Here is a 23,777-nt window from a genome sequence, read left to right as displayed (position 1 = left end):
CGGTCAGTGGACGGGTAGTTCGGCGGTGACGGCGAAGCCGCCTTCTGGACGGTCGCCCGCGCGGAGCCGTCCTCCGGCGGACTGGGCGCGTTCCCGCATGCCGATGAGGCCGAACCCGCCGCCGGGAGCGGGCGGACGGGGCGCGGTGCCGCCGTCGTCGCTGACCGTGAGGGTCAGCGTGTCGCCGCCGTAGGAGAGCGTCACGTCGGCGGTGGACGCGCCCGCGTGCTTGGCGACGTTGGTGAGCGCCTCCTGCACGATGCGGAACGCGGCCAGGTCGACCCCGGGCGACAGGGGTCGCCGCTCCCCGTCGACCGTGACGGTGGCGTGCAGTCCGGCGGCCCCGAACGCGGAGACCAGCTCGTTCAGCCGGGCCAGTCCCGGGGACGGCTCCAGCGACTCCGGGTCGTCGGAGCGGCGCAGCAGGCCGACGGCGGCCTGGAGTTCGCGCAGCGCGGCGGCGGTGGTGCCGCTCAGCTCGGTCAGGATCTCCGCCGCCTGCTCGGGATCGGTGCGCGCGATGTGCGCGGCGGTCCCGGCCTGCGCGTTGGCGAGGGCCATGTGGTGGGCGACGACGTCGTGCAGCTCCCGGGCGATGCGGATCCGTTCCTCGGCGACGCGGTGCCTGGCCTCCTCCTCGCGGGTGCGTTCGGCGTGCTCGGCGCGGGCCCGCACGGCGTCCAGGTAGGCGCGCCTGCCCTGGACCGCCGTGCCCGAGACGAGCGCCACGATGATCCAGAACGCGGGGGCGAACGTCGCCAGCTTCTGGGCGTCGTCGTTCTCGACGGACCACTGCGCCGCGACGGTGAACACCGCGATGGCGATCACGGCGTACACGCGCCCGACCCGCTGGGGAGCGTGGGCGCCCAGCGCGTAGAACGCGACGACGAGCGGAACCATGTACTGGTGGTTGATCGGATAGCCGATGGCGCCGCTCACGACGAGACAGCCGACGACGAGGGAGACGACGGCGCCCGGGTGGCGCTCGCGCCACACCAGGGCGACGCAGGCGGCGGTCGCGGGGAGGACGCCGGGCCACCAACCCGAGTCGTTGCCGATGTACTGCCCGACGTTGACCGCGTACACCAGCAGCAGGAAGGCCCCCTCGGCGATGCGAGGGTAACGGTCGACGAACCGTTGCCAGGCACTGTTCATGAGGTCCTCTCCCGGGATGCCCTGTACCCCATGGTGGGGCACGGATGGATGGGGCCGTCCGCGCGGGCGTGCGGACGGCCCCATCTGGCGCGTCAGGTCAGACGCGCGTCGTGGACGGCTCGGGGCGGTCCGGCACCGTCGTGAGCGGCGGCGGCACCCGGTCGCGCAGGGAGTCGCCCTCGACGTCCACGCGCGGCAGCAGCCGGTCCAGCCAGCGCGGCAGCCACCAGGCCCACCTGCCGAGCAGCGCGAGGACGGCGGGCACGATCACCATGCGGACGACGATCGCGTCGAACAGCACCGCGGCGGCTAGCCCGAAGCCGACCATCTTGATCATCATTCCGGCGCCGGTCATGAACCCGCAGAACACCGACATCATGATCAGCGAGGCGGCCAGCACGACCCGGCCGCTGTGCCGGAACCCGGTGACGATGGCATGGCCCGGCGCCTGCCCGTGGACGTGCGCCTCCCGCATCCGGGAGACCAGGAAGACCTGGTAGTCCATGGCCAGCCCGAAGCTGATCCCGACCAGGAAGATCGGCAGGATGCTCATGATCGGTCCGGGTTGGTCGACGCCGAAGATCCCCGCGCCATGGCCGTTCTGGAAGATCGTGACGAGCGCGCCGAACGCCGCGCTGATCGACAGCAGGTAGCCGAGCGCCGCCTTGAGCGGCACCAGCACGGACCGGAACACCAGCATCAGGAGGAGGAACGCCAGGCCCACGATCGTCGCGAGATAGGGGATCAGCGCCTTCTGCATCTTCGCGCCGACGTCGATGTTCAACGCGGTGGCACCGGTGATCTCGAACGTCGCTCCGGCGGCGGACTCGACGGCCGGACGCCCGTCGCGGATGTCGCGGACGAGTTCCTTCGTCTGCTCACTCGTGGGTGCCGTGGACGGGGTCGCCGACAGCACCGCCGTGGTCCCCGCCTCGTCGAACTGCGGCGGCGAGACCGAGACGATCCCCTTGGTGGCGGCGAGGTTCTTGCCGATCGTCGCGGCGGCGGCCTTCGGGTTCGCGGAGCCGCCCGCGTCCACGACGACCGTCAGCGGGCCGTTGAAGCCGGGGCCGAAGGCGTCCGCGAGGGCGTCGTAGGCGCGCCGCTCGCTGGTCGAGGTCGGCTTGGCCTCGTCGCCTGGCATGCCCAGCCGCATGTTCAGCGCCGGGATCGCGATGGCTCCCAGGGCGGCGACCGCGACCAGCAGCACCGGCACGGGCCGCCGCAGGACGAACCGCGCCCACCGGGCCCCGACTCCCCCGGTCGCGACCGCTCCGCCCCCGGTGCGGCGGCTCTTACGGGCACGCCGCGACAGGACGGAGTTCGGCAGGAACCCGAGCAGTGCCGGAACCAGCGTCAGCGCGATCAGCACGCCCACGACGACCGCACCGGCCGCGCCCATCCCCAGCCGCGTCAGCATCGGGACGCCGACCACGGCCAGCCCGACCAGCGCGATCACGACGGTGAGACCGGCGAACACGACGGCCGTCCCGGCGGTGCCCACGGCGAGCCCGGCCGCCTCCCGGGGCTCGTGGCCCTTGCCCCGCTCCTCCCGGTAGCGGGAGACCACGAACAGGGCGTAGTCGATGGCGACCGCCACCCCGAGCATCATCGCCAGTTCACCCGTCGACGGCGACAGGTCGAAGACGTTCTGCAACGCCGTGATCGACATGAGGCTGATGAACACCCCGATGATCGCGGTGAGCAGCGACAGCCCTGCGGCGGCCAACGACCCGAAGGTGATCAGCAGGACCACGGCGGCGATGCCGATACCGGCGATCTCCCCGGCCCCGCCGGACGGGTCGGTCTCCAGCGCGGACCCGCCGACCTCGACGGTCAACCCCGTCGCCTGCGCCTGTTTGACGGCGTCGCGCAGCTTGTCCTTGCTCGCCTCGGTGAGGTCGTCGGTGGTGACCTTGTACGTGACCGTGGCGAACGCCGTGGACCCGTCCTTGCTCACCGCCGCCCCCTCCTCGAAGGGGCTCTCCACGTCGGCGACCTGCGGCCCCTTGGCCACCTGCGTCACCAGCGCGTCGATGTGCGCGCGGTTCTGGGCCGAGGTGATCTTCTGCCCGTCCGGGGCGATGAACACGACCCGGGCGTCGGCCCCGTCGGCGGCGGCGCCGGGGAACCTCTCGTTGATGTGGTCGAAAGCCTTCTGGGACTCGATCCCCGGCATCGTGAACGAGTCGGACGGGGCCTTGCCCGCGCTCGAGGAGCCGATGAAGGCCACGGCCAGAGCGGCGAGCCACAACAGCGCCACGAGGTAGCGCCATCTGAACGCCCCGCGCCCAAGCCGGTACAGGAAGGTCGCCATGGAAGAGGTCTCCGTATCTGTGTTTGGAAGCCCCTCAAGGCTGTCTGTGGGCACCCCCTCCCGTAATCCTGCGATTCAAGGCACTTCAGTACTCAAAAGCACGTACACGCGGGCACCCCTGGACTGCGTCCAGAGGAGGAGACGGCGTGCTCTCAGAGGAGGACCGACTCGATCGGAAGGCTCGAATCAGCGGGCAGTTCCAGGGCGGACGGCGCGGCCCCGGAGGCGACCAGTTCCGAGCCGAGCGCCGCGACCATGGCGCCGTTGTCGGTGCACAGCTTCGGACGCGGGACGCGCAGCCGCACCCCCGCCGCCTCGCACCGCTCCGCCGCGAGGGCCCGCAGCCGCGAGTTGGCCGCGACGCCGCCGCCGATCAGCAGGTCGTGGACGCCGTTGTCCTTGCACACCTTCAGGGCCTTGCGGGTGAGGACGTCCACGACGGCCTCCTGGAAGGACGCCGCGACGTCAGCGACGGGCACCGGCTCGCCCGCCCGCTCCCTGGCCTCCACCCAGCGCGCCACCGCCGTCTTCAGGCCGGAGAACGAGAAGTCGTAGGTGCCGTCGGCGTACTTGCCCCGGGGAAACGCGATCGCGGCCGGGTCGCCGTCGCGGGCCCTGCGGTCGATGATCGGGCCGCCGGGGAAGCCGAGGTCCAGGACGCGCGCGACCTTGTCGAACGCCTCGCCCGCCGCGTCGTCCACCGTCGTGCCGAGCTGCCGGACGTCGCTCGCCACGTCCGGTACCAGCAGCAGCGACGAGTGCCCGCCCGACACCAGCAGCGCCACGCACGGCTTCGGCAGCGGGCCGTGTTCGAGCTGGTCGACGCACACGTGCGCGGCCAGGTGGTTGACGCCGTACAGCGGCTTGCCGAGCGACAGCGCGTACGCCTTCGCGGCGGCGACGCCGACCATCAGCGCGCCCGGCAGGCCCGGCCCGGCCGTCACGGCGAAGGCGTCGACGTCGGTGAACGCGACGCCCGCGTCGGCGAGGGCCCGTTCGATCGTCGGCCCCATCGCCTCCAGGTGCGCGCGGGACGCGACCTCCGGCACCACCCCGCCGAACCTGGCGTGCTCGTCGACGCTGGACGCGATGGCGTCCGCGAGCAGGGTGTGCCCCCGCACGATCCCGACGCCGGTCTCGTCGCACGACGTCTCGATGCCGAGCACGAGCGGCTCTTCCCGAATCACGTGTTCTCCCTGGTGAAGCCCATGGCCGGACGCTCGCGCAGCTTGCGGCACATGACGATCGCGTCCACGTTCGACGGCTGGTAGTAGCGCTTGCGGAGGCCGACCGCGTCGAAGCCGAACCGCTCGTAGAGGCGGCGCGCGGAGTCGTTGTCGGCGCGGACCTCCAGGAACACCGCGTCGCTGCCCCGGCGGGACGCCTCGTCCAGCAGCTCCCTCAGCAGCGCGGCCCCGATGCCCGACTTGCGCCGGTCGGCCCGCACGCCGATGGTCTGTACGTCGGCCTGCCCTCCAGCCGCCGCGAGGCCCGCGTACCCGACGATCTCGCCGCCGGACGCCTGCGCGACCACGTAGTGGCGGGTCCCCGGCTGGGCGGCCAGCTCGCCGCGCAGCATCTCCTCGCTCCAGGCGTCCTCGGGGAACAGGTCCAGTTCCAGGACGTGGACGACCGCGATGTCCGCGCCGGACATCGCCCGCAGGACGACCCCGTTCACACCGGCGTCACCTTCTTGCGCGGGCCGGGCTCCTTGGCGTCCGGACGGCGCAGGTAAAGGGGTTCGGGCGGCAGCAGCTCGGGGCCCTTGAGCCCGGCCAGCCGCGCGACGGCCAGCTCCGCGAGGGCACCGGCGGTGGGCAGCAGCGGCTCGTGCTCGGAATCGCCCAGGACGCCCGGGTACAGGGCCGCGCCCTCGCCGACCACGGGAAGGCCGGGCGGCGCGCCGTCCAGGACGTCGGACGGCGGGCCCACGGCGGGCTCGGTGGCGCGGGCGCGGAACGAGGCGTACCGCGCCCAGTAGACCTCTTTGCGGCGGGCGTCGGTCGCGACGGCGAACGGCTCGTCGCGCCGCGTGGCCCAGGCGATGACGTCGAGCGTGCAGAAGCCGTGCACCGGGACGCTGAGCGCCTCGCCCATCGCGCGGGCGGTCACCAGCCCGACGCGCAGCCCCGTGTACGGGCCGGGCCCCACGCCGACGACGATGGCGCTCAGATCGTCCGGCGCGGCGCCCGCCTCCGCCATCACGCCCGCGATGGACGGGGTGAGCAGCTCGGTGTGTCTACGCGGATCGACGGCCTCGGCCGCGCCGCGAGGGACGGCTCCCTCGCCGGGGGTCCACTCGTACAGCGCCACGGTGATCGCGGCGGTCGCGGTGTCGAAAGCCATGACCAACACGGGTTGCAAGCCTACAGGCCCCGCCGAGCGGTGGGCCGGGTCAGCGCCGGTCGAGGCCGTGGACCACGGCCTTGGCCACGGTGACGGTCCCGGCGGTCGCGGTCCGCGACGACAACGGCTCGCCGTCGTCGGAGCCCGAGTAGTGGACGGTGACGAGCACGTTGCCCAGCCGGACGTTCCCGATCGCCTCACCCGACCCCTGTCCGTCATCGACGCTGTACACGACGTAGCCCTCGTCGCCGACATCGGTGAGACGGGCCTTGTCGGTGAGCTTCTGCCCGGTGAGCAGCCCCTTGCCCGACTCGTCAGCGGTGCGTTCGGACGCGAACGTGGTGCGCGCGGCCTCCGTGGGCGTCGCGGCACCACCGGCGGGGATCGCGCGCAGTTCGACGGTCAGCTGCCGCTTGGCGTCGCCCGCGTACGCGCCCCACACGCACTGGTTCTGCCGGTCGTCGCCCTGGTAGCTGTCGCCCTCGGTGCGTTCGGCGCCGGGCGCGAGCCTGTCGACGAGATCCTGCCCGATGATCGCGCAGGGGTCGGGGACGCCGGTGTGCTCGCCGCCCGCCGTCCGGGACGTCTCGGTGGCGCTGCCGACGACCCGTCCGGTGCCGTCGCCGCTCGCGCCGCCGCCCGCCAGGACGAGGTACGCGGCGACCGCGCAACCGGCGACCCCTGCCCCGGCGGCCCCGACGATCGCGGCCCGCCGCCCGCTCCTCCGGCGCCGTCTCGGGCGTTCACGCTGGACGCGGCGGACGCGATGGCTGCCACTCACCGGCTCTCACCCCCCGCGCGGAAACCGAAAAGTCACGAATGTCAGGGTTCGTTCCGGCAAAGGGTACGACATCCGGCGGTCAAGATGCCCACTGACCTGCGGAAAAGCGAGGGAAGACGGCCGAAGCCGGTCAGCCTCGGGCGCCCAGCTCCAGGTCGGCCCAGCGGTCGCCGATCCCGGTGATCGTGACGTGGCGCCGCTCGTCCTCGCCGTCGCCGTCGCCGTCGTCGCCCCGGGAGATGACCAGTTCCAGCCGGTCTTCGGCGAGGCCCTCCGCGAGACCCTCGCCCCACTCCACGACCGTCACCGACTCGTCGAGGGAGGCGTCCAGGTCGAGATCGTCCAGCTCGGCGAAGCCGCCCAGCCGGTAGGCGTCGGCGTGCACCAGCGGCGGCCCCTCGACGAGCGACGGATGCACCCGCGCGATCACGAACGTGGGCGAGGTGATCGGCCCCCGCACCTTCAGGCCCTCGCCGATGCCCTGCGTGAGCGTCGTCTTGCCCGCGCCCAGCGGACCCGCCATGACCAGCAGGTCGCCCGCGCGCAGCAGCCCGGCGAGCCGGACGCCGAGCCCGCGCATGTCCTCGGCGGTGGGCACGTCCACCCCTGTCGTGTTCACGCGGTTCGTGTTCACGCGGTTCGTGTTCACGCGGTTCGTTCCTCCTCGTAGCCCGGGCTGACGCGCTCGATCAACCGGCGCAGGCCGCCGGTGACGACGCCCGGATACTCCAGCGGCAGCACGTGCCCGGCCTCCTCCACCTCTACCAGCTCCACGTCCGGCAGCGCCTCGGCGATGCGGCGCGAGGCACCGGCCGGGGTCAGCCGGTCGCGGCCGCCCGCCAGCACCAGCGTCGGGACCCGGCCGAGAACGTCCAGGCAGCCGAGCTTGTCGTGCGCCATCAGCGCCGGATAGAACTCCGCGATCACGTCGATCGGCGTGCCCCGGACCATCTGCTCCAGGAAGTCGACGACGGTCGGGCTCACGTGCTTGTCGGCGAACGCCATCTTCCGCGTGACGACGAACGCCAGGTCGGAGCCGAGCCCCCGGGCCCGCTCCACCAGGTCGGCGCGGCGGCCGAGCCCGCGCAGCGTGCGGGGCGCCAGCGGCTGGACGACCTTCGCCAGCACCAGCGGCAGCCCCAGCGTCATCTCCGCCATGTCCCCGCAGGACGTGTTGACCAGCGCCACCCCGACGACCTGCCGCCGGAACACCTCGGGCCGCCGGTCCGCCAACGCCATGATCGACATGCCGCCCATGGAGTGCCCGACGAGGATCACGGGCCGCTTCGGCCGGACCGTCGCCTTCAGCACCTTGTACAGGTCGTCGCCGGTCTGCTCGATCGTCGCGTGCAGCGGGTCGCTGCGCCCGGACCGGCCGTGGCTGCGCTGGTCCCAGAAGACCTTGCGCAGCGACTTCGGCAGGTCGCGGCGCTGGTAGTGCCAGGAGTCCTGGTTGAGGGTGTAGCCGTGGCTGAACACGATGGTGAGGTCGGCGTCGTCGGGGCCGTCCACCTCGACGTGCAGCGGCAGGCCGTCGCTCGCCTTGACGGTCAGCTCCCGGCCGCGCAGCTCGCCGAACGGCTCGCCCGCGTCCGGGTCGGGACGCAGCCGCACCCGGCCGACCGCGACATGCCGCAGCCCGACGGCCGCGCCGACCCCGGCCGCGCCGGCGCCCGCGACGGTGCCGACCACGCCGAGTCCTCGGCCGATCCCGCGCCTGCTGCCCATACGCGCGCGCCTCCTACAGCGCCCCGCCCGGGTACGCCCTCGGTACCCGGGACCCGATGCGGGTGACGATCTCATACGAGATCGTGCCCAGTGCGTCCGCCCACTCCTGCGCCGTCGGCTCGCCCCGGTCGCCCGGGCCGAACAGGATGATCTCCTCGCCCGCCGACAGCGCGTCGTCGCCGAGGTCGATGACGAACTGGTCCATGCAGACCCGTCCGGCGATCGTCCGCCGGGCGCCGCCCGCGAAGACCTCCAGCAGGTTCGACCCGTGCCGGGGGATGCCGTCCCCATACCCGACGGGGACGACGGCGAGCGTCGTCTCCCGCGTGGTGCGGTAGGTGTGACCGTACGACACGCCGCTGCCCGCCGGGGCCCGCTTCACCAGCGCGGCGTCCGCCACCATCGTCATCGCGGGCCGCAGCCCGAACCCGCCGAGCGCCGGGACCGGCGTCAGCCCGTAGAGCGCGATGCCCGGACGGACCAGGTCGAACCGGGCCTGCGGAAGCGTCAGCGCGCCCGCCGAGTTCGACAGGTGCCTGACCTCGAGCCGCGCGCCCGTGTGCTCCGCGTACTCGACCATCTCCGTGAACGCTCCAACCTGCGCCGCGATGGCCGGGTGGCCCGGCTCGTCCGCGCAGGCCAGATGCGACATGACGCCGACGACGCGGACCCGTCCCGACGCCTCCGCCTTCAGCGCGGCGTCGACCAGCTCCTCCCAGTCGCTGCCCCGCGCCCCGCCGCGCGACATGCCCGTGTCGGCCTTCAGATGGATCCTGGCGGCGCGTCCGGCCGACTCCGCCGCCCGGACGACCTCCTCCAGCAGCCACAGCGCGCCGACGGTCAGGTCGATGTCGCGGGCGACGGCCTGCTCGTAGGGCTCGCCGGGCACGCCGAGGCAGGACAGGGTCCGGACGGTGAAGCCCGCGTCCCGCAGCCGCAGCGCCTCCGCCAGCTTGGCGACCCCGAGCCAGGTGGCGCCGCCGCGCAGCGCCGCCCCGGCGGCCTCGGCCAGGCCGTGCCCGTACGCCTCGGCCTTCACCATGGCCATGATCTCGGCGCCCCGCGCGCGCTCGCGCAGCATCCCGACATTCCCGGCGATCGCCTCAAGGTCGACACGCGCCTCAGCAGGAACCTTCATAACCATCAGTGTGCCGCTCCCATCGCCATGCCTGGAGCAACACCGCCCAGGTCATGGCCACGTCGTGCCCTCCGCGAGCCCCCTTCCGACACCCCCTGTCCAATAAGACGCCACTGTCCGTTTCTGGGTTCGTTGGGCCGTCAGGAGGCATTGAGGGCGCGGAAGGCGGCGGGGAGCGCGTCGATGACGTCCGGGGCCGTGATGGGCGATTCGGGGCCTGGGGCGGGCGCGGCGGCCAGCCGGGCGGCCAGGCCGTGCAGGTAGGCACCGGCGGCGGCCGCGTCCAGCGCGGGCAGACCGCCCGCCAGAAGGGCGCCGATCAGGCCGGACAGGACGTCGCCCGTCCCGGCGGTGGCCAGCCGTGGCGTCCCCGTCGGGTTGACCCGGACGGGACGGTCCTCCTCGGCCACAAGCGTCGTGGACCCCTTCAGCAGCACGGTCGCGGACAGCTCGGCGGCGGCCCGGCGGACATGATCGAGCCGGGCGGCCTCGATGTCGTCGCGGGCGGCGCCGATCAGGCGGGCCAGCTCGCCCGCGTGCGGGGTGAGGACGGTCGGCGCGTCGCGGGCGAGGAGGTCGCGGCGGCGGGCCAGCACGGTGAGGCCGTCGGCGTCCACGAGCGCGGGCAGGTCGGTGCCGAGGACGGCCGCCACCAGCGACTCGGCGGCCTCGCCGGTGCCGAGCCCCGGGCCGACGACCCAGCACTGGACGCGGCCGATCCGTTCCAGCACCGCCGGTTCGTGCGGGCCGGGGTCGATGACCGTCGCGACAGCCTCGGGCCAGCGCTGCCGCACCAGCTCCACCGGCCGCCCGACGGACGCGAACCTGACCATGCCCGCGCCGCCGTGGAGCGCGCCACCGACACTGAGCACGGCGGCGCCGGTGAACTCCTCACCGCCCGCGAGGATGCCGACGACGCCCCGGCGGTACTTGTCGGACTCGGGGGCGGGCTCCGGCGGCTGGACGTCCGCCGGACGGGCCGCGACGACGTCCGGGTCGGGCAGATCGGGGCCGAGGCCGATGTCGACCAGTTCGACCACGCCGCAGTGGGACGCGCCCGGATCGACCAGAAGGCCCGGTTTGTGCGTGCCGAACGTGACCGTCACGTCGGCGTGGACGGCGGCGCCCTCGACGCGGCCGGTGCTCGCGTCCACGCCGCTCGGGACATCGCACGCGATGACCAGACCCTCGGACTCGGCGGCGAGGGCGGCGTAGCGGGCGTGGGGCTCGCGCAGGCCGCCCGTCCCGCCGATGCCGGTCAGCCCGTCGATGATCAGGTCGGCGTCGGCGATGGCGGCCGGGGTCTCGGCGTCGTCCAGCAGGCGCCCGCCCGCCTCGCGCAGGGACGCCAGCCCGCCTTCGTGGATCTTCGACCCCGCTTGGACGGCGTGGACGCGGGCGCCGCGCCGGGCGAGCCGGGCCCCGGCGTACAGGGCGTCGCCGCCGTTGTCCCCGCCGCCGACCAGAAGGACGACGCGGGCTCCGTACACGGCGGGCAGGATCCGCGCGCAGACCGACGCCAGCCCGACGGCCGCGCGCTGCATCAGGGTGCCGTCCGGGAGCCGGGCCATCAGGGCCCCCTCCGCCGCCCGCACCTTGCCGACCTCGTGCGCGTACCTCATCCGCGTCTCCCCACGTGGATCACAACCCTTAGAGTGCCACGCGAAGGCATTCCGCAACCCCGCACCCCAGGGCATTCGCACCTTGCGCTGCAACTTTCAGTGTTACGTGCGCCATTGAATGATCGGCCGTAGAATCTTCATCATCCGGTCCGATGTATTCGCACCGCGGCGCCCCCCGTGCCACGGAATGCGCCCTGATCAGTCCGTTTGGACTTGAGAGGCCGAGCAATGAGCACTTCCCGAGGGCCCTCGGTCCGGCAGCGGCGGTTGGCGGCCGAGCTGCGGCGGCTCCGCGAACGGCAGGGCCTCACCGGTGACGAGGTCGCCGACACCCTGGCCTGGTCGACCGCCAAGGTCAGCCGCCTGGAGAACGCGCGGACCGGCGCGAAGATCGGTGATGTGCTGCGTCTGCTCGACCTGTACGAGATCGAGGGCGCGCGCCGCCAGGACCTCGTCTCGCTGGCGCACGACGCCGCCCGGCGCGGCTGGTGGGAGGAGTACCGCGACCTGCCGAGCCCCCTCGCCGACTACATCGCGCTGGAGTCCGAGGCCACGGCCGTGCGGGAATGGTGCAGCACCGTGCTGCCCGGCCTGCTCCAGACCGAGGACTACGCGCGCAATGTCATCGGCGGCTGGAGCGACCTGGCGACCCTGCCGCCGCAGGAACTGGAACGCAGGCTGGACGTGCGAATGCGCCGCCGCGAGGTGCTCGACCGGCCGCATCCGCTGGAACTGTCGGTGATTCTCGACGAGGCGGTTCTACAGCGCCGGATCGGCGACCGGAAGGTCATGCGGGAGCAGCTCGAACATCTCCACAGGATGGCCTCGCTTCCCCACCTGACGGTACAGATCCTGCCTTTGAACGTGGCACACTCGGTGTTGGCCGAGTCATTTATCCTCCTGCAATTCTCACCGGTGCACGATATCGTTTTCCCTGATATCGTGCACACCGAATCGCTCACGATCAGCCACTTTGCGGAGGAGGCTGTCACCTATATGTACAGGCTCGCCTATACAAGCCTGGCCCGCCAGGCCTTGGACGCCGCCGACTCCCGGCGGCGTATCATCGAGGCCCGGGATGCCTGGTAGGAAGAGTCCGCAAAGGGGCTCTGTCCTTATGGAAGGCAACGAGTGTCCCGTTTCGCCACTCCTGCTCCACAATGGAGGAGAAGCGCCCACTGCGGGGCGAGCAACACGTGCGTCGAAATCGCTCCATTGGCCGGTCCTGCCGGCCTCATCGGGGCCCGTGACGCCAAGCACGGCACGCAGAGCCCGGTCCTGTCGTTCTCCCAGGGAGAGTGGCGGGAATTCGTCGAACAGGCCAAGAAGGGCGCGTTCGATTTGGGCCGATGACAGGCGGATGAGTCCCACCCCGCGCCTCACGAGGGCGCGGTAGGGCACCGCGGCGGACGGGCCGGGTCCACACCAGACTCGGCTCGTTGCCAGCTCACCGGAAACTCTGCTCCTTCCTCGCCACTCTGGCCACAAGGGCACCGCCAAGAGCGTGTGTGATCAGAAGTTTTTTGCGATCTTGTTACCGTGTGCTTGGCACCGGCAGCGTGGCCGCGGGCAAATGCAACTTTCGAGGCAGGAGCCGGAATGAGTTTCGTCCAGGGAACACCGCCCGCCCAATGGAGAAGGAGCGCTCGATGCGGCGCCAGCAACGCGTGCGTCGAGGTCGCACGGCTCGACGACGGCGCGATATCCGTACGGGACGCCGAGGACGTCACCGCACGCCTCGCGTTCGGTCGGGGTGAATGGCGCGAGTTCGTCGGGCGCGCGAAGGACGGCCGTTTCGACGGCCGCTGAAAGCATCCCTGCAAGTTACACAGGAACTGAGATTCTCAGTTCTGCGGAGAATCGCGTCCAAAGGCGTGCGCATTACTCTCCGGCCCCAGGTGTTCGGCACATACCGGGCCCCGACCCACCACGATCGAGGCCCGGCACCGAACAATCCGAATCACCGGCGGGAGGCGCCCCCGCGCCCCCGGAACAACCCGTTACTCGACGGTCACGGATTTGGCGAGATTGCGCGGCTGGTCGACGTCATGGCCCTTCGCCGTGGCCAGCTCGCACGCGAACACCTGGAGCGGAACGGTCGTCACCAACGGCTGGAGAAGCGTCGGAACGGCCGGGACGCCGATCAGTGTGTCCGCGTACGGCACCACCGACTCGTCGCCGTCCTCGGCGATCACGATCGTCCGGGCGCCCCGGGCCCGGATCTCCTGGATGTTCGACACGATCTTGTCGTGCAGGGTGTCGCGCGCCCGTGGCGGCACGATCACCACCACCGGCAGCCCCTGCTCGATCAGCGCGATCGGCCCGTGCTTCAGCTCACCGGCGGCGAACCCCTCCGCGTGCATGTACGCGAGTTCCTTGAGCTTCAGCGCGCCCTCCAGCGCGACCGGGAACCCCACATGGCGGCCGAGGAACAGCACGCACCGCTCACCGGCCAGGGAACGTGCCAGTTCGCGGACGGGCCCCATCGTCTCCAGGACCTTCTCCACCTTCTCCGGCATCCGCTCCAGCAACTGCACCATCGCGAACACCTCGTCGCCCCACTTGGTGCCGCGCGTCTGCGCGATGTAGAGCGCGATGAGGTACACCGCGACGAGCTGCGTGAGGAACGCCTTGGTGGACGCGACCGCGATCTCCGGCCCCGCGTGCGTGTACAGGACGCCGTCGCACTCGCGCGGCAGCGTCGAACCGTTGACGTTGCAGATGCCGAGCAGCTTGGCCTTCTGCTCCCGCGCGTGCCGGACGGCCATCAGCGCGTCCATCGTCTCGCCCGACTGGGAGATCGCGATGACCAGCGTCGTCGGCGACAGGATCGGGTCGCGGTAGCGGAACTCGCTGGCCAGCTCCACCTCGCACGGCAGCCCCGCCCAGTGCTCGATCGCGTACTTGGCGATCAGCCCGGCGTGGTACGACGTCCCGCAGGCCACGATGATGATCTTGTCGACCTCGCGCAGCTCGCGGTCGGAGATGCGCATCTCGTCCAGGCGCAGGCGGCCGTCGGCGCCGATGCGGCCGAGCAGCGTGTCGGCGACCGCGCGCGGCTGCTCGGCGATCTCCTTGAGCATGAAGTAGTCGTAGCCGCCCTTCTCGGCGGCGGACACGTCCCAGTCGACGTGGTAGGCCTGCACGTCGGCGGGACGGCCCTCGAAGTCGGTGACCTCCACCCCGCCCGAGCGCAGCTCGACGACCTGGTCCTGGCCCAGCTCGATCGCGTCGCGGGTGTGCGCGATGAACGCGGCGACGTCGCTGGCGAGGAAGTTCTCCCCCTCGCCGACCCCGACGACCAGCGGCGAGTTGCGGCGCGCCCCCACCACCAGGTCCGGGTCGCCGGTGTGCACCGCGACTAGGGTGAACGCGCCGTCCAACCGTCGGCACACCCGGCGCATCGCCTCGGCGAGACCGCCGCCCGCCTTCAGCTCGTCCTCCAGCAGGTGCGCGACGGCCTCGGTGTCGGTGTCGGACGCGAGCCCGTGCCCCGCCTCCTCCAGCTCCGCCCGCAGCTCGGCGAAGTTCTCGATGATCCCGTTGTGGATCACCGCGACGGACCCGGTGCAGTCGACGTGCGGATGCGCGTTGCGATCGTTCGGCGGGCCGTGCGTCGCCCACCGTGTGTGCCCCATGCCGAGCGTCCCGGCGGGCGGCGGATCCTCTTCCAGCGCGCCCCGGAGATTCACGAGCTTGCCCGCCCGCTTCGCCGTCGCCAGCTTCCCGTCGGCCAGCACGGCCACCCCGGCCGAGTCGTAGCCGCGGTACTCCAGCCGCGCCAGCCCCTCGACGACCACATCGAGCGCCGAGCGGCCGCCCACGTAACCCACGATTCCGCACATGACCGCAACCCTATTCAATGCGGCGACCCGCGCCACCTGCGAGGGACGCGGATGGTGACGGGCTCGTGGACGAGAGATGAAAACGCCGTGTCCTGCCGACGGGCCCGGTTACTGTTTCAGCCATGACGACCGGATGGGACAGCGTGCCGAGCCCCTACGTGGAGATCTCGCGGGCCGCCTGGCGGGGCCTGCGGGAGAACACGCCGCTGCCCCTCACCCCGGGCGAGCTGGACGCGCTGCGCGGACTCAAGGACCCGATCGACATCGCCGAGGTCGAGGAGGTGTACCTGCCGCTGTCCCGTTTACTGACCCTGTTCTTCCAGTCGGACGGGCGCCTGCGCGACACCGTCGGCGACTTCCTCGGCGGGGAGGTCCAGCCCACCCCGTTCATCATCGGCGTGGCGGGCAGCGTCGCGGTCGGCAAGTCGACCACGTCCCGGCTGCTGCGCACGCTCCTCGCGCGCTGGCCGGAGCACCCGAGCGTGGAGCTGGTGACCACCGACAGCTTCCTGTATCCGAACGCCGTGCTGTCCGAGCGCGGCATCCTGGACCGCAAGGGCTTTCCGGAGTCGTACGACCGGCGGTCGCTCGTCCGGTTCGTCTCCTCGATCAAGTCGGGCGCGGACGAGGTGTCGATCCCGGTGTACTCACACCTGGAGTACGACATCGTGCCGGACGCGGTTCAGACCGTCCGGCGCCCGGACATTCTGATCGTGGAGGGTCTGAACGTCCTCCAGGCCCCACCGCCCGGCACCCTCGGCGTATCCGACTTCTTTGACTTCTCCATCTATGTCGACGCCCGGGTCGAGGACATCCGCCAGTGGTACGTCGACCGGCTGTTCGCCCTGCGCCGCACCGCCTTCACCGACCCGCGCTCGTACTTCCACAAGTACGCCAAGGAGCTGGACGAGGACGAGACCGCCGCGTTCGCCCAGCGCGTCTGGCGCGACGTCAACGAGATAAACCTCGTTTCCAACATCCTTCCGACTCGCGCCCGGGCCACCCTCGTCCTGCACAAATCGCGCGACCACACCGTCCAACGCCTGCGGCTGCGTCGAATTTGATTCCTGTCCTAGTGGTGGGACCAGGGGCCGGTTATCGCGAAGGTCGTGCCCGGGGTGTAGACGTTGACGAACATCGTCTGGGCGTCCGGGGAGAACGTGACGCCCGCGAACTCGCCCCAGGCGGGGTCGTCCTCGGTGCCGATGTTCTGCCGGTTGCGGGCCATGGGGTAGACGTCGCGTTGGCGGGTCACACCGAAGACGTACTGGGCGCCGCCGCCGTCCTCGCAGACCATCAGGCCGCCCTGGGGCGCCAGGCAGATGTTGTCGGGCGAGTCGCCCGGCGCCTGGATGTGGGTGTCGGGGCCGAACACGATCACGAGGGTGAGGCGGCGGTCGTGCGGCTCGTACGACCAGACCTGCCCGAAATGGTCGGCCCGTGATCCCTCGTCGCGGCGGGCGTAGCTCGACACGAAGTAGACGCGGTCGCCGCCCCAGTAGCAGCCCTCCAGTTTCTGCGCGTGGGTGATGCCGCCGGGGCCGAAGTCCTGGAACCGGACGGGAGTCTGGTCCGCCCGGGGGTCGAGGACCTTCACCCACTCGACGCGCTCGAAGACCGTGCCGGTCTCCTGGATCATCGACAGGTCCGGGACGTCCGGGACGCGCAGCGCCTCCAACTGGCCGCCCGCCCGGAGGCTGTCGAAGCCGCCCATCGGCTTCTTCGGGAGGAAGCGGTAGAAGAGGCCGAAGGGTTTGTCGAAGGCGTCCTCGGTCTCGTACACGACGCCGTCGCGGGGGTCGACAGCGATCGCCTCGTGCTGGAAGCGTCCCATGGCGGTCAGCGGCTCGGGGACGGTCCTGTCCTGGCGGTACGGATCGACCTCGAAGATGAACCCGTGGTCCTTGGTGTAGCTGCCGGTGCCCGCCCTGTCCTCGGTCTCCTCGCAGGTCAGCCAGGTGCGCCAGGGCGTGTGGCCGCCCGCGCAGTTCACGGCCGTCCCGGCGATGGCGACCCGTTCGGTGCGGATCCGTCCGGCCTCGTCGAGCTCCAGGGCCGCGCAGCCGCCCAGGCCGCCGGGGTCGTAAGTGATGCCGGGGAGGGCCGGAACCCGGTGCGACGCGTCCAGCCGGTTCTCGTGGTTGCGGACGAGCCAGGCGCCGCCGCCCTTCCTGGGGAAGGCCGACATGCCGTCACAGTGGCTCGGGACCGGCCCCTCGCCCGAGAACATCCGCTCGCCCTCGCGGGACAGGACGGTGTACCGGAAGCCGCGCGGCAGGTCCAGCAGGTCGTTCGGGTCGGGCACCAGCGGCCCGTACCTCCCGGTGGGCGGCGCGGCCCCGTCGCCCCTGAACAGATGCTCGACGGCGCCGCTGAAGGCGATGCCCGCCCCCACCACGCCCGTCCCGGCCAGGAGCCCGCGTCGCGAGATCGCCATGGCCCACCCCCATCCTCGAACCGTCCCAGCATGCATATCCAGATTGGCGACATTACACACATGAACAGTTACTCAGTGTTATTTCCGGGAGGTGGTGGGCCAGAAGCGGACGCCGGTCAGGCTCCCGTGGCGAGGGCCTGCCTCAGCCGGACGGCCTGCGCCTCCTGGAAACGGGTGATCTTCCAGACGACCAGCATCGCGAGCAGGGCCCCGAGGGAGCCCGCCAGGGTGACGAACGGGTAGAGGTCGGCGCGGAACCCGTCCACCGGGTTCGTGCTCGCGACCCGTCCGCCGATCAGGTACACCAGGTAGGCCGTCCACCAGAGGTTCACCGGCCATTCGGTCGCGCGGGGCGGTGCGCTGACCCGCCACACCGAACCGACGATGCTGCGCGGCACCCAGAGGCTGACGACGGGCACGACCCAGCCGAAGATCACCCAGGGGCGCGACCAGGTGCTCGACAGGTCGTCGATGACGTCGGCGTTCGCCCGCGCCCGCCACAGCCAGATGATCACGAAGACGCCCGCGGCGGCGGTCAGCAGCAGTTCGAGGATGGAGCCGAGCGCGAGCGCGTCGGCCACGGGTTCGGCGTCGTCGCCGTTCTCCTCGACCTGGAACATCGCCCATAACCCGATGAGCGTGAGGATGTTGAGCGCCACGACGTTGACGCCGAGGAAGGTGAGCGCCGGGATCGCGGCGCCGACCGGCGGGCGAACGAGGTCCGGCGATTCGGGAGTCGGATACATCAGGTCTCCTGCGCGGGGGAGGTAGCGCCCCATCCTGGTGGCGGAGGCCCCCGGACGGTAGGCCCTAAATGATCACGAAATCGTGACGCCGGTCAGCCGGGCCGGACGTCCCGCGCCGGGCGCGCCTCCGGGATCTGGCATGGACCGTTCCGCGACCTGACGTAGGAGGCGAGGCTCCGGACGTCGTCGTGCCCGGACAGGCCCATCAGCATCGGCGCCGTCCAGCCGTCCTCGCCGAGGTGGGTCAGCCGGGAGTGGCGGAGCTGGTAGAGCGTGTGGCCCTGCCCGGCCGGGTCGATCGGCCGCGTCGCCCTCTTGAACAGGTACGCGGCGCGCTCGTAGGAGAGCCTGCCGCGCCCGGTCGCGGGGCACAGGTCGCAGGCGGCGGGCATCCGGGCGGGCGCGGGCCGCCGGTCGGCCAGGAAGAGGGGGCCGCGCGGGCGCCCCTCGGTCAGGTCGGCGAGCCAGCGCGACGTGACGGCCTGCCAGCGCATCCAGCGGAGCGTCCCGTCCTTGGCGACGCGGCCACGGTGGTCGACCAGGTCGAGGTCCTCGACGTTGAGGGACAGCGCCCAGTCGGCGCAGGCGGCCGACTCGTACAGCAGCCGCCATAACGTCCGCTCCCTGGCCGAGACGTCGGGACGGTCCAGCAGGGCCGCGACGGCGTGCCGGTCGATGACGCGCGCCCGGCCACGAGGTTCGGGGCGCCGCTCGATGCGCGCGGCCGGGTCGCCCATGTCCCAGCCGCGGCTCGCGGCCCAGGTCGTGAACGACCACAACGCGGACCGGTGCCGGTTCCAGGTGCGGGCGGCGACGCCGTCCCAGGCCACGACGAACACCGCCGCCACGACCTCGGCGGTCATCCGGCCCAGCGGGGTGTCGTCGCCGAACTCGCGGCGCAGCCAGCGCAGCGTCTGGGCGTAGGACCTGATGGTGTCGCCGTCCAGATCACGGCGGGCCAGAAAGCGCTCCGCCGCGGTCCGCAGCGAGACCTCCGACGTGGTGATCATTTGCGTCACGAGAGACACCGCTCATCTCCAGACCGAGAAAAGGGCCACCAGCGTTGAACCGTGCCCTGACCGGCCGCGACGGAAACCTCAGCACTCCCGGACAATGGTCCTTCATGATCGAAAACGAGTTTTAGCACGCTGCTTGTGACAGGGAATTGGATGTTCCCTGTCACATCATGTCGGGCCTTCTTCGTATTCTGTTGCCGTGGGCAGGACTTTGCCGTCGCATGGTTTCTCCGCAATGGCGTCCGTGCGTAGCGTGAACAGCGGTCGGCGACCATGCAATTCACGGTTCCGCCGCGTCAATACATTTGTGGTGATCGTCGAGCGCGTCAACGGGCGCACTGGCACCGCATTTCACAGAAAGGCGAAGACATGGCACAGTACAGCCTGACCGTCATCAACGAGTCAGAATTCGCGCAGGGCAGCCCGGATATCGCGATGTTCGCGGTGCTGCCGGAGGCCGAGCAGGGCCACGCCCTCAGCACGGTGTGGCGCCACCATGTGATCCACCCGGGGAACAGGCACACGTTCTGCTGGGACATCGAGTGGGGGTTCGCCTGGTCGGCGCAAGGAACGGAGAAGGGCAAGCCGTGGTCGGGGGGCGGCACCAGCGCCGCCGACCCGACCAGCCCGGCGAAGTGCGCGGTGCGGTTCGACTACAAGCACGACGCCTTCCTGTTCGAGGAGATGACCCAGGATCCGGCGCCCGACCACGACATGTTGTACATCGAGAACACCGGGGCTGTCCCGATCCCGAGCGTCCAGAACAGCTCGGTCGGGGTCACCCTCAACGGCACGCCCGTCTGCGTGACCAACGGCGGCCCCAACCTGGTGGAGTTCTTCACCCTGCACCCCGTCTACTACGTCGCCGCCGGAAACTACAAGCACACGCAGATGGTCGACGTGACCACGCTGACCCAGGCCCTGACCCTCGACTACAGCGCGGGAACCAAGGCGCTGACCGTCACCCTGGACGCCGAGAACAACTGGCACCTTCGTCCGGGCAAGCCGGAGGACCTGGCCGCCCCCTGCGCGCCGTGACCGGCTGACCAGCGAGGGGCCCGGCCGCACGGCCCGCCGACGCGGGTGACGTCCACGAACGACCACGCCAAGAAAGGAAAAGACCAATGGTGCAACTGCTACAGGGCAGGCCGCGTGCGCTCGACCGGACCAATCGCACGGTCCGGCGCCAGATCGGCGACCAGACGAGGGACATCGAGTTCGCCGACCTCTGGCGCACCGGCGGAAATCTGGTCCCGCCGTCCGGGCGCAATCCCGTTCGCATCGACAACCAGGGCGTCGGCTTCGATGTCATCGACAATGTGGGCCACAGCTATGGCAGCGGTCAGCAGATAGCCGCGAAAGGAGGAAACGCGACCTATGCGGTCGTCGCCGTCGCGGACAGTTTGAAGGTTCCGGAGACAGAACAGGACGGGCCGCGTAACGACGCTTTGATGGCCGCGGTGCGAAACGCATTGAAACTCAGTGCGAGCAGCGACCCCGGGTGTGTTTACATCGTCGTTCCCTAGCCCGGAAGAAAGACCCGATTTTCTAACCAAAGGAGTTGGTCATGAGTACTGATGATTCGAATGGACGGCCCTTCGCCACCCCACCGGAAGGCGCGCGGAGCAGGGCGGCCGACGCCAGGGTGTACTTTCAACCCCCGGCCGCGACGGCGTCCGGGGCCGTGGACGCTCCCGGCGCGATCCTGGACGTCCGGGACGAGATCGCCGCGTCCATCCACCGCAGCGTCCAGGAGCAGGCGGGTTCCGCCTACGCGCAGAACTTCGAGGGTGCCGGAAACGTGCAGGGAGTGGCCATCGGGATCGGCGGCGCGACGGCGCCCACAGCCCCGACCCTCACCGTGTACGTGGCTGAATCGGCGACGGCCGACACCGTACGGGCGTCGGTCGTGGACGCCATGGGCGTCCGGTCCGCGGCCGACGTCCCGATGCGGATTGTGACCAGCGGCGCCATCGACGCGCAGGGGAACCGGGCGCGTGTCCGCCCGGCACCCGGCGGCTTCTCGATCGGCCATGTCGACGGAACGGCCGGAACCCTCGGCTGCCTGGCGGTCGGCAAGGAGCAACCGCGCAACGACATGCTGCTCTGCCTCAGCAACAACCATGTCATCGCCCACACCAACCGCGGAATGGCCGGGGACTGCGTCTGCCAACCGGGCCCCTACGACGGCGGGACGTGCCCGCACGACCAGATCGCCGCCCTGGAGTCCTTCGTGCCGATCGACTTCACCGGCGTGAACCTCGTCGACTGCGCCACCGCCTGGTGCTGGCCCGACCGGGTCCAGCCCGAGATCGGCGTCCAGACCAGCGGGGGAATCGAACTCTTCCGGATCAGATCGGAGATCGAGACTCCCGCGCTGGGCATGATCGTGGGCAAGTCCGGCCGCACCACCCAGCGCACCAAGGGCGTCGTCACCAGCGTCGGCTGGTCGGGTAGGGTCGGTTACGGAGCGGCCGGGTCGGCGTTCTTCGCCGACCAGATCGTGATCGAGGAGGTCGGCGGCGGCCAGTTCAGCGCCCCCGGCGACTCGGGGTCCTGCGTCTGGACGTGGGACGACAAGGAGCCGATCGGCCTGCTGTTCGCCGGTTCACCGACCTGCACGCTGGCCAACCCGATGTCCCTGGTCGCCTACGCCCTGGACATCGACCTCTACACCTAGCGTCCGGGCAGGGGGAGCCCATGGAGCAGAACCGGCCACCACGCGAGTTCCGCGAGCCCCATGACTCCCCCGAGACGGCGGCGGTGCCGTTCGACCCGCCGCCGTCCACGCCCCGCTCCCCCATCGAGAAAGCGATCACGCGCCACCGGAACGCCCTCCTGAAGCTCGACGGCGTGCAAGGCATCGACCACAGTCACGCCCCAGACGGATCAGACGTCATCCGCGTACACGTCACGACCGAAGCCGCGCGCCCGAACGTCCCCACCGAACTCGACGGGTTCCCCGTGATCCCCCTCATCACCGGGCCGTACGAGGCGCACTGATCATTCAGCGTTGGCCACGGGCAGCGTCCGCAGCCGGAACGTCGCCAGGAACGCCGACACCAGCGTCACCACGATCAGCAGCGTGACCGACGCGGTCAGGTTGACCGACGACTCGATCGACGACGCCCCGGTCAGCGAGTCAGTGACCGACAGCGACCACTGCTGGATGGACGCCGACTTGGCGCCCGGCGCGAAGCTGCCGAGCAGCGACTCCCACACCAGCGCGTACAGCAACCCGATCGTCGCGGCGTTGCGGCTCGCGACCCCGAGCGCGACGAACACCGAACTGTAGGCGATGCCGCCGACCAGGAGACCGATGGTGAGCGCGGGCGTGACCTGCGCGGTCGTCCCGATCAGGATCAGCCCCGCGAGCAGCGTCGGCACGACCGCGAACACCGTCACCAGGACGATCGCCACCATCAGCTTGGTCAGCACGATCACCTCACGCGGGATCGGCTTCGTCAGCACGTACATGATCTGGCCGTCGTCGATCTCCGGCGCGATCACACCCGTCCCGGCGATCAGCGAAAGCAACGGCAGCAACGTCGCCAGCCCGAACCGCTGGAGGACGTCCGACGAGACGTCCAGATCGTTCTGCCCCACCAGCCGCAGGATCACCGCCAGCACCAGCAGGATCAACGGCAGCCCCAACAGGAGCAACGCGCGCTTACGACCGAGCATCGACCGAAACGTGATCATCGCGATCGTCGAGTTCATCGTGCCACCAGGTAGGAGAAGACGCTTTCGAGGGACTCGTCGGCTGGAGAGACTTCCCAGAGGCGGACGTCGGCGTCGCGGGAGGCGCGTGGCAGCAGCCAGGTGAAGCGCTGGAAGTCGACGGCCTCGATCTGGAGACCGTCGTCGGTGAGCTGGACGCTGCGGGCCGAGCCGTCCGCGATGAGGGCGGCGGCGAGCCGCCGGTCGTCGGACGAGCGGACGAGGAAGATGTGCGGCCGGTCGGTCATCAGCCGCCGGATCTTGCGGAAGTCGCCGGACGCGGCGTGCCGTCCCGCGACGATGACCTCGATGTGGGTGGCGAGCCGCTCGACCTCCTCCAGGATGTGGGAGGAGAACAGGATCGTGCGGCCCTCGTCGGCCATTCGCCGGATGAGGTCCATGAGCTGGAGGCGCTGCCGCGGGTCCATCCCGTTGAACGGCTCGTCCAGCAGGAGGACGGGCGGGTCGTGCACCAGCGCCGACGCCATCTTGATGCGCTGCTTCATGCCCTTGGAGTAGTTGCCGATCGTGCGTCCGGCCGCGTAGTCCATCTCGACGAGGCCGATGGCGCGGCGCGCGGCGGCGGTCGGGTCGGGCAGCTTGTGCAGCTTGGCCATCGCGACGATGAACTGCTCGCCGGTGAGGAAGTCGTACGCCGACTCGCGTTCGGGGACGAGGCCGAGGCTCCGGTAGACGCTCGGGTTCTGCCAGATCGGCGTCCCGTCAAGGGTGACGGATCCGGACGACGGCGAGAGGAACCCGCCCATCATGTGGATGAGCGTCGACTTACCGGCGCCGTTCGGGCCGAGCAGCCCGGTGACTCCCGGGCCGACCTTCATCGAGACCCCGTTGACAGCGACGACGTTGCCGTACCACCGGGACACGCTCTCCAGAATCAACTCGGTCTTACCTCTTGTGGGGGGACG

Annotated in this window: 24 protein-coding genes; 8 read left to right on the top strand and 16 right to left on the bottom strand. The window is 70.9% G+C overall.

Annotated elements, in window-relative coordinates; translation table 11 throughout:
• Positions 1–3: 3 nt before the first annotated feature.
• The 10 genes from ABD808_RS19395 to ABD808_RS19350 form a co-directional block, all read right to left on the bottom strand.
• Positions 4–1,155, bottom strand: coding sequence for a sensor histidine kinase (locus tag ABD808_RS19395; protein ID WP_344898583.1), 1,152 nt, complete (start codon positions 1,153–1,155; stop codon positions 4–6).
• A gap of 97 nt (positions 1,156–1,252) precedes the next feature.
• Positions 1,253–3,472: an MMPL family transporter gene (locus ABD808_RS19390; RefSeq protein WP_344898581.1), complete on the bottom strand. Its 2,220-nt coding sequence runs from the start codon at positions 3,470–3,472 to the stop codon at positions 1,253–1,255.
• Between the two features lie 152 nt (positions 3,473–3,624).
• Positions 3,625–4,656 carry a tRNA (adenosine(37)-N6)-threonylcarbamoyltransferase complex transferase subunit TsaD gene (gene tsaD / locus ABD808_RS19385; RefSeq protein WP_425548948.1) on the bottom strand — a complete coding sequence of 344 codons (1,032 nt, stop codon included), beginning with the start codon at positions 4,654–4,656 and terminating at the stop codon, positions 3,625–3,627.
• Entirely contained in the window at positions 4,656–5,126 is a 471-nt protein-coding gene (rimI, locus tag ABD808_RS19380; protein WP_344898620.1) for a ribosomal protein S18-alanine N-acetyltransferase, read from the bottom strand. The genes tsaD and rimI overlap by 1 nt, the downstream gene beginning before the upstream one ends.
• 20 nt (positions 5,127–5,146) lie before the next feature.
• Positions 5,147–5,827, bottom strand: coding sequence for a tRNA (adenosine(37)-N6)-threonylcarbamoyltransferase complex dimerization subunit type 1 TsaB (tsaB, locus tag ABD808_RS19375; protein ID WP_344898577.1), 681 nt, complete (start codon positions 5,825–5,827; stop codon positions 5,147–5,149).
• A gap of 40 nt (positions 5,828–5,867) precedes the next feature.
• Positions 5,868–6,599: a hypothetical protein gene (locus ABD808_RS19370; protein ID WP_344898575.1), complete on the bottom strand. Its 732-nt coding sequence runs from the start codon at positions 6,597–6,599 to the stop codon at positions 5,868–5,870.
• Between the two features lie 130 nt (positions 6,600–6,729).
• Positions 6,730–7,248, bottom strand: a complete 519-nt coding sequence (tsaE, locus tag ABD808_RS19365) for a tRNA (adenosine(37)-N6)-threonylcarbamoyltransferase complex ATPase subunit type 1 TsaE (protein ID WP_486303655.1) — start codon at positions 7,246–7,248, stop codon at positions 6,730–6,732.
• Positions 7,245–8,327 (bottom strand): alpha/beta fold hydrolase, encoded by a 1,083-nt coding sequence (locus ABD808_RS19360; protein ID WP_344898573.1) that lies wholly within the window; start codon positions 8,325–8,327, stop codon positions 7,245–7,247. Before ABD808_RS19360 ends, tsaE begins: the two co-directional genes overlap by 4 nt.
• A 13-nt stretch (positions 8,328–8,340) precedes the next feature.
• Positions 8,341–9,465, bottom strand: coding sequence for an alanine racemase (gene alr / locus ABD808_RS19355; protein WP_344898571.1), 1,125 nt, complete (start codon positions 9,463–9,465; stop codon positions 8,341–8,343).
• A gap of 140 nt (positions 9,466–9,605) precedes the next feature.
• Complete coding sequence (locus ABD808_RS19350) at positions 9,606–11,087, bottom strand: NAD(P)H-hydrate dehydratase (protein WP_344898569.1); 1,482 nt, start codon at positions 11,085–11,087, stop codon at positions 9,606–9,608.
• A 228-nt stretch (positions 11,088–11,315) separates the two neighbouring features.
• Here ABD808_RS19350 and ABD808_RS19345 point away from each other — a divergent pair, with 228 nt between their 5' ends.
• The 3 genes from ABD808_RS19345 to ABD808_RS19335 all read left to right on the top strand — a co-directional run bounded on the left by ABD808_RS19345 (position 11,316) and on the right by ABD808_RS19335 (position 12,896).
• Positions 11,316–12,176 carry a helix-turn-helix domain-containing protein gene (locus ABD808_RS19345; RefSeq protein ID WP_344898567.1) on the top strand — a complete coding sequence of 287 codons (861 nt, stop codon included), beginning with the start codon at positions 11,316–11,318 and terminating at the stop codon, positions 12,174–12,176.
• 42 nt (positions 12,177–12,218) lie between these two features.
• Positions 12,219–12,440 (top strand): DUF397 domain-containing protein, encoded by a 222-nt coding sequence (locus ABD808_RS19340; protein ID WP_344898565.1) that lies wholly within the window; start codon positions 12,219–12,221, stop codon positions 12,438–12,440.
• Between the two features lie 246 nt (positions 12,441–12,686).
• Positions 12,687–12,896, top strand: coding sequence for a DUF397 domain-containing protein (locus ABD808_RS19335; RefSeq protein ID WP_344898563.1), 210 nt, complete (start codon positions 12,687–12,689; stop codon positions 12,894–12,896).
• Positions 12,897–13,087: 191 nt separating this feature from the next.
• Here ABD808_RS19335 and glmS read toward each other — a convergent pair whose 3' ends face one another.
• Complete coding sequence (glmS, locus tag ABD808_RS19330; RefSeq protein WP_344898561.1) at positions 13,088–14,932, bottom strand: glutamine--fructose-6-phosphate transaminase (isomerizing); 1,845 nt, start codon at positions 14,930–14,932, stop codon at positions 13,088–13,090.
• 122 nt (positions 14,933–15,054) lie between these two features.
• Here glmS and coaA point away from each other — a divergent pair, with 122 nt between their 5' ends.
• Positions 15,055–15,996, top strand: coding sequence for a type I pantothenate kinase (gene coaA / locus ABD808_RS19325; protein WP_344898559.1), 942 nt, complete (start codon positions 15,055–15,057; stop codon positions 15,994–15,996).
• Between the two features lie 8 nt (positions 15,997–16,004).
• Here the strand turns inward: coaA and ABD808_RS19320 are convergent, their stop codons facing one another.
• The 3 genes from ABD808_RS19320 to ABD808_RS19310 all read right to left on the bottom strand — a co-directional run bounded on the left by ABD808_RS19320 (position 16,005) and on the right by ABD808_RS19310 (position 19,125).
• A complete protein-coding gene (locus tag ABD808_RS19320) occupies positions 16,005–17,369 on the bottom strand; it encodes an alkaline phosphatase PhoX (protein ID WP_344898557.1) in 1,365 nt (454 codons plus the stop codon).
• A gap of 116 nt (positions 17,370–17,485) precedes the next feature.
• Positions 17,486–18,115, bottom strand: coding sequence for a DUF4328 domain-containing protein (locus ABD808_RS19315; RefSeq protein ID WP_344898555.1), 630 nt, complete (start codon positions 18,113–18,115; stop codon positions 17,486–17,488).
• Between the two features lie 92 nt (positions 18,116–18,207).
• Positions 18,208–19,125, bottom strand: coding sequence for a tyrosine-type recombinase/integrase (locus ABD808_RS19310; protein ID WP_344898553.1), 918 nt, complete (start codon positions 19,123–19,125; stop codon positions 18,208–18,210).
• Between the two features lie 375 nt (positions 19,126–19,500).
• Between ABD808_RS19310 and ABD808_RS19305 the strand changes: the two genes are divergently transcribed.
• The 4 genes from ABD808_RS19305 (at position 19,501) to ABD808_RS19290 (ending at position 22,134) form a co-directional block, all read left to right on the top strand.
• Positions 19,501–20,169 (top strand): hypothetical protein, encoded by a 669-nt coding sequence (locus ABD808_RS19305; protein WP_344898551.1) that lies wholly within the window; start codon positions 19,501–19,503, stop codon positions 20,167–20,169.
• 86 nt (positions 20,170–20,255) lie between these two features.
• Positions 20,256–20,657: a hypothetical protein gene (locus ABD808_RS19300; protein WP_344898549.1), complete on the top strand. Its 402-nt coding sequence runs from the start codon at positions 20,256–20,258 to the stop codon at positions 20,655–20,657.
• A 41-nt stretch (positions 20,658–20,698) separates the two neighbouring features.
• Positions 20,699–21,811, top strand: a complete 1,113-nt coding sequence (locus tag ABD808_RS19295; protein ID WP_344898547.1) for a chymotrypsin family serine protease — start codon at positions 20,699–20,701, stop codon at positions 21,809–21,811.
• Positions 21,812–21,831: 20 nt separating this feature from the next.
• On the top strand, positions 21,832–22,134 hold the full coding sequence (locus ABD808_RS19290; protein WP_344898545.1) for a hypothetical protein: 303 nt from the start codon (positions 21,832–21,834) through the stop codon (positions 22,132–22,134).
• On the opposite strand, the gene ABD808_RS19285 is transcribed toward ABD808_RS19290, so the two are convergent.
• Both ABD808_RS19285 and ABD808_RS19280 read right to left on the bottom strand, forming a co-directional pair.
• Complete coding sequence (locus ABD808_RS19285; protein WP_344898543.1) at positions 22,135–22,851, bottom strand: ABC transporter permease; 717 nt, start codon at positions 22,849–22,851, stop codon at positions 22,135–22,137.
• Entirely contained in the window at positions 22,848–23,690 is an 843-nt protein-coding gene (locus ABD808_RS19280; protein WP_344898616.1) for an ABC transporter ATP-binding protein, read from the bottom strand. Before ABD808_RS19280 ends, ABD808_RS19285 begins: the two co-directional genes overlap by 4 nt.
• Between the last annotated feature and the right edge of the window lie 87 nt (positions 23,691–23,777).

Origin of the sequence: Actinomadura meridiana (assembly GCF_039537545.1) — a bacterium.
Taxonomy (GTDB): Bacteria; Actinomycetota; Actinomycetes; order Streptosporangiales; family Streptosporangiaceae; genus Spirillospora; species Spirillospora meridiana.
This window is presented reverse-complemented; position numbering and strand designations above follow the sequence as displayed.

Coding starts and splice junctions, on each gene's coding strand:
- ABD808_RS19395 (WP_344898583.1), bottom strand. CDS start 1,155: ATGAACAGTGCCTGGCAACGGTTCGTCGACCGTTACCCTCGCATCGCC.
- ABD808_RS19390 (WP_344898581.1), bottom strand. CDS start 3,472: ATGGCGACCTTCCTGTACCGGCTTGGGCGCGGGGCGTTCAGATGGCGC.
- rimI (WP_344898620.1), bottom strand. CDS start 5,126: ATGTCCGGCGCGGACATCGCGGTCGTCCACGTCCTGGAACTGGACCTG.
- ABD808_RS19360 (WP_344898573.1), bottom strand. CDS start 8,327: ATGGGCAGCAGGCGCGGGATCGGCCGAGGACTCGGCGTGGTCGGCACC.
- alr (WP_344898571.1), bottom strand. CDS start 9,465: ATGAAGGTTCCTGCTGAGGCGCGTGTCGACCTTGAGGCGATCGCCGGG.
- ABD808_RS19350 (WP_344898569.1), bottom strand. CDS start 11,087: ATGAGGTACGCGCACGAGGTCGGCAAGGTGCGGGCGGCGGAGGGGGCC.
- ABD808_RS19345 (WP_344898567.1), top strand. CDS start 11,316: ATGAGCACTTCCCGAGGGCCCTCGGTCCGGCAGCGGCGGTTGGCGGCC.
- ABD808_RS19335 (WP_344898563.1), top strand. CDS start 12,687: ATGAGTTTCGTCCAGGGAACACCGCCCGCCCAATGGAGAAGGAGCGCT.
- glmS (WP_344898561.1), bottom strand. CDS start 14,932: ATGTGCGGAATCGTGGGTTACGTGGGCGGCCGCTCGGCGCTCGATGTG.
- coaA (WP_344898559.1), top strand. CDS start 15,055: ATGACGACCGGATGGGACAGCGTGCCGAGCCCCTACGTGGAGATCTCG.
- ABD808_RS19320 (WP_344898557.1), bottom strand. CDS start 17,369: ATGGCGATCTCGCGACGCGGGCTCCTGGCCGGGACGGGCGTGGTGGGG.
- ABD808_RS19315 (WP_344898555.1), bottom strand. CDS start 18,115: ATGTATCCGACTCCCGAATCGCCGGACCTCGTTCGCCCGCCGGTCGGC.
- ABD808_RS19310 (WP_344898553.1), bottom strand. CDS start 19,125: ATGATCACCACGTCGGAGGTCTCGCTGCGGACCGCGGCGGAGCGCTTT.
- ABD808_RS19305 (WP_344898551.1), top strand. CDS start 19,501: ATGGCACAGTACAGCCTGACCGTCATCAACGAGTCAGAATTCGCGCAG.
- ABD808_RS19300 (WP_344898549.1), top strand. CDS start 20,256: ATGGTGCAACTGCTACAGGGCAGGCCGCGTGCGCTCGACCGGACCAAT.
- ABD808_RS19295 (WP_344898547.1), top strand. CDS start 20,699: ATGAGTACTGATGATTCGAATGGACGGCCCTTCGCCACCCCACCGGAA.
- ABD808_RS19290 (WP_344898545.1), top strand. CDS start 21,832: ATGGAGCAGAACCGGCCACCACGCGAGTTCCGCGAGCCCCATGACTCC.
- ABD808_RS19285 (WP_344898543.1), bottom strand. CDS start 22,851: ATGAACTCGACGATCGCGATGATCACGTTTCGGTCGATGCTCGGTCGT.
- ABD808_RS19280 (WP_344898616.1), bottom strand. CDS start 23,690: ATGAAGGTCGGCCCGGGAGTCACCGGGCTGCTCGGCCCGAACGGCGCC.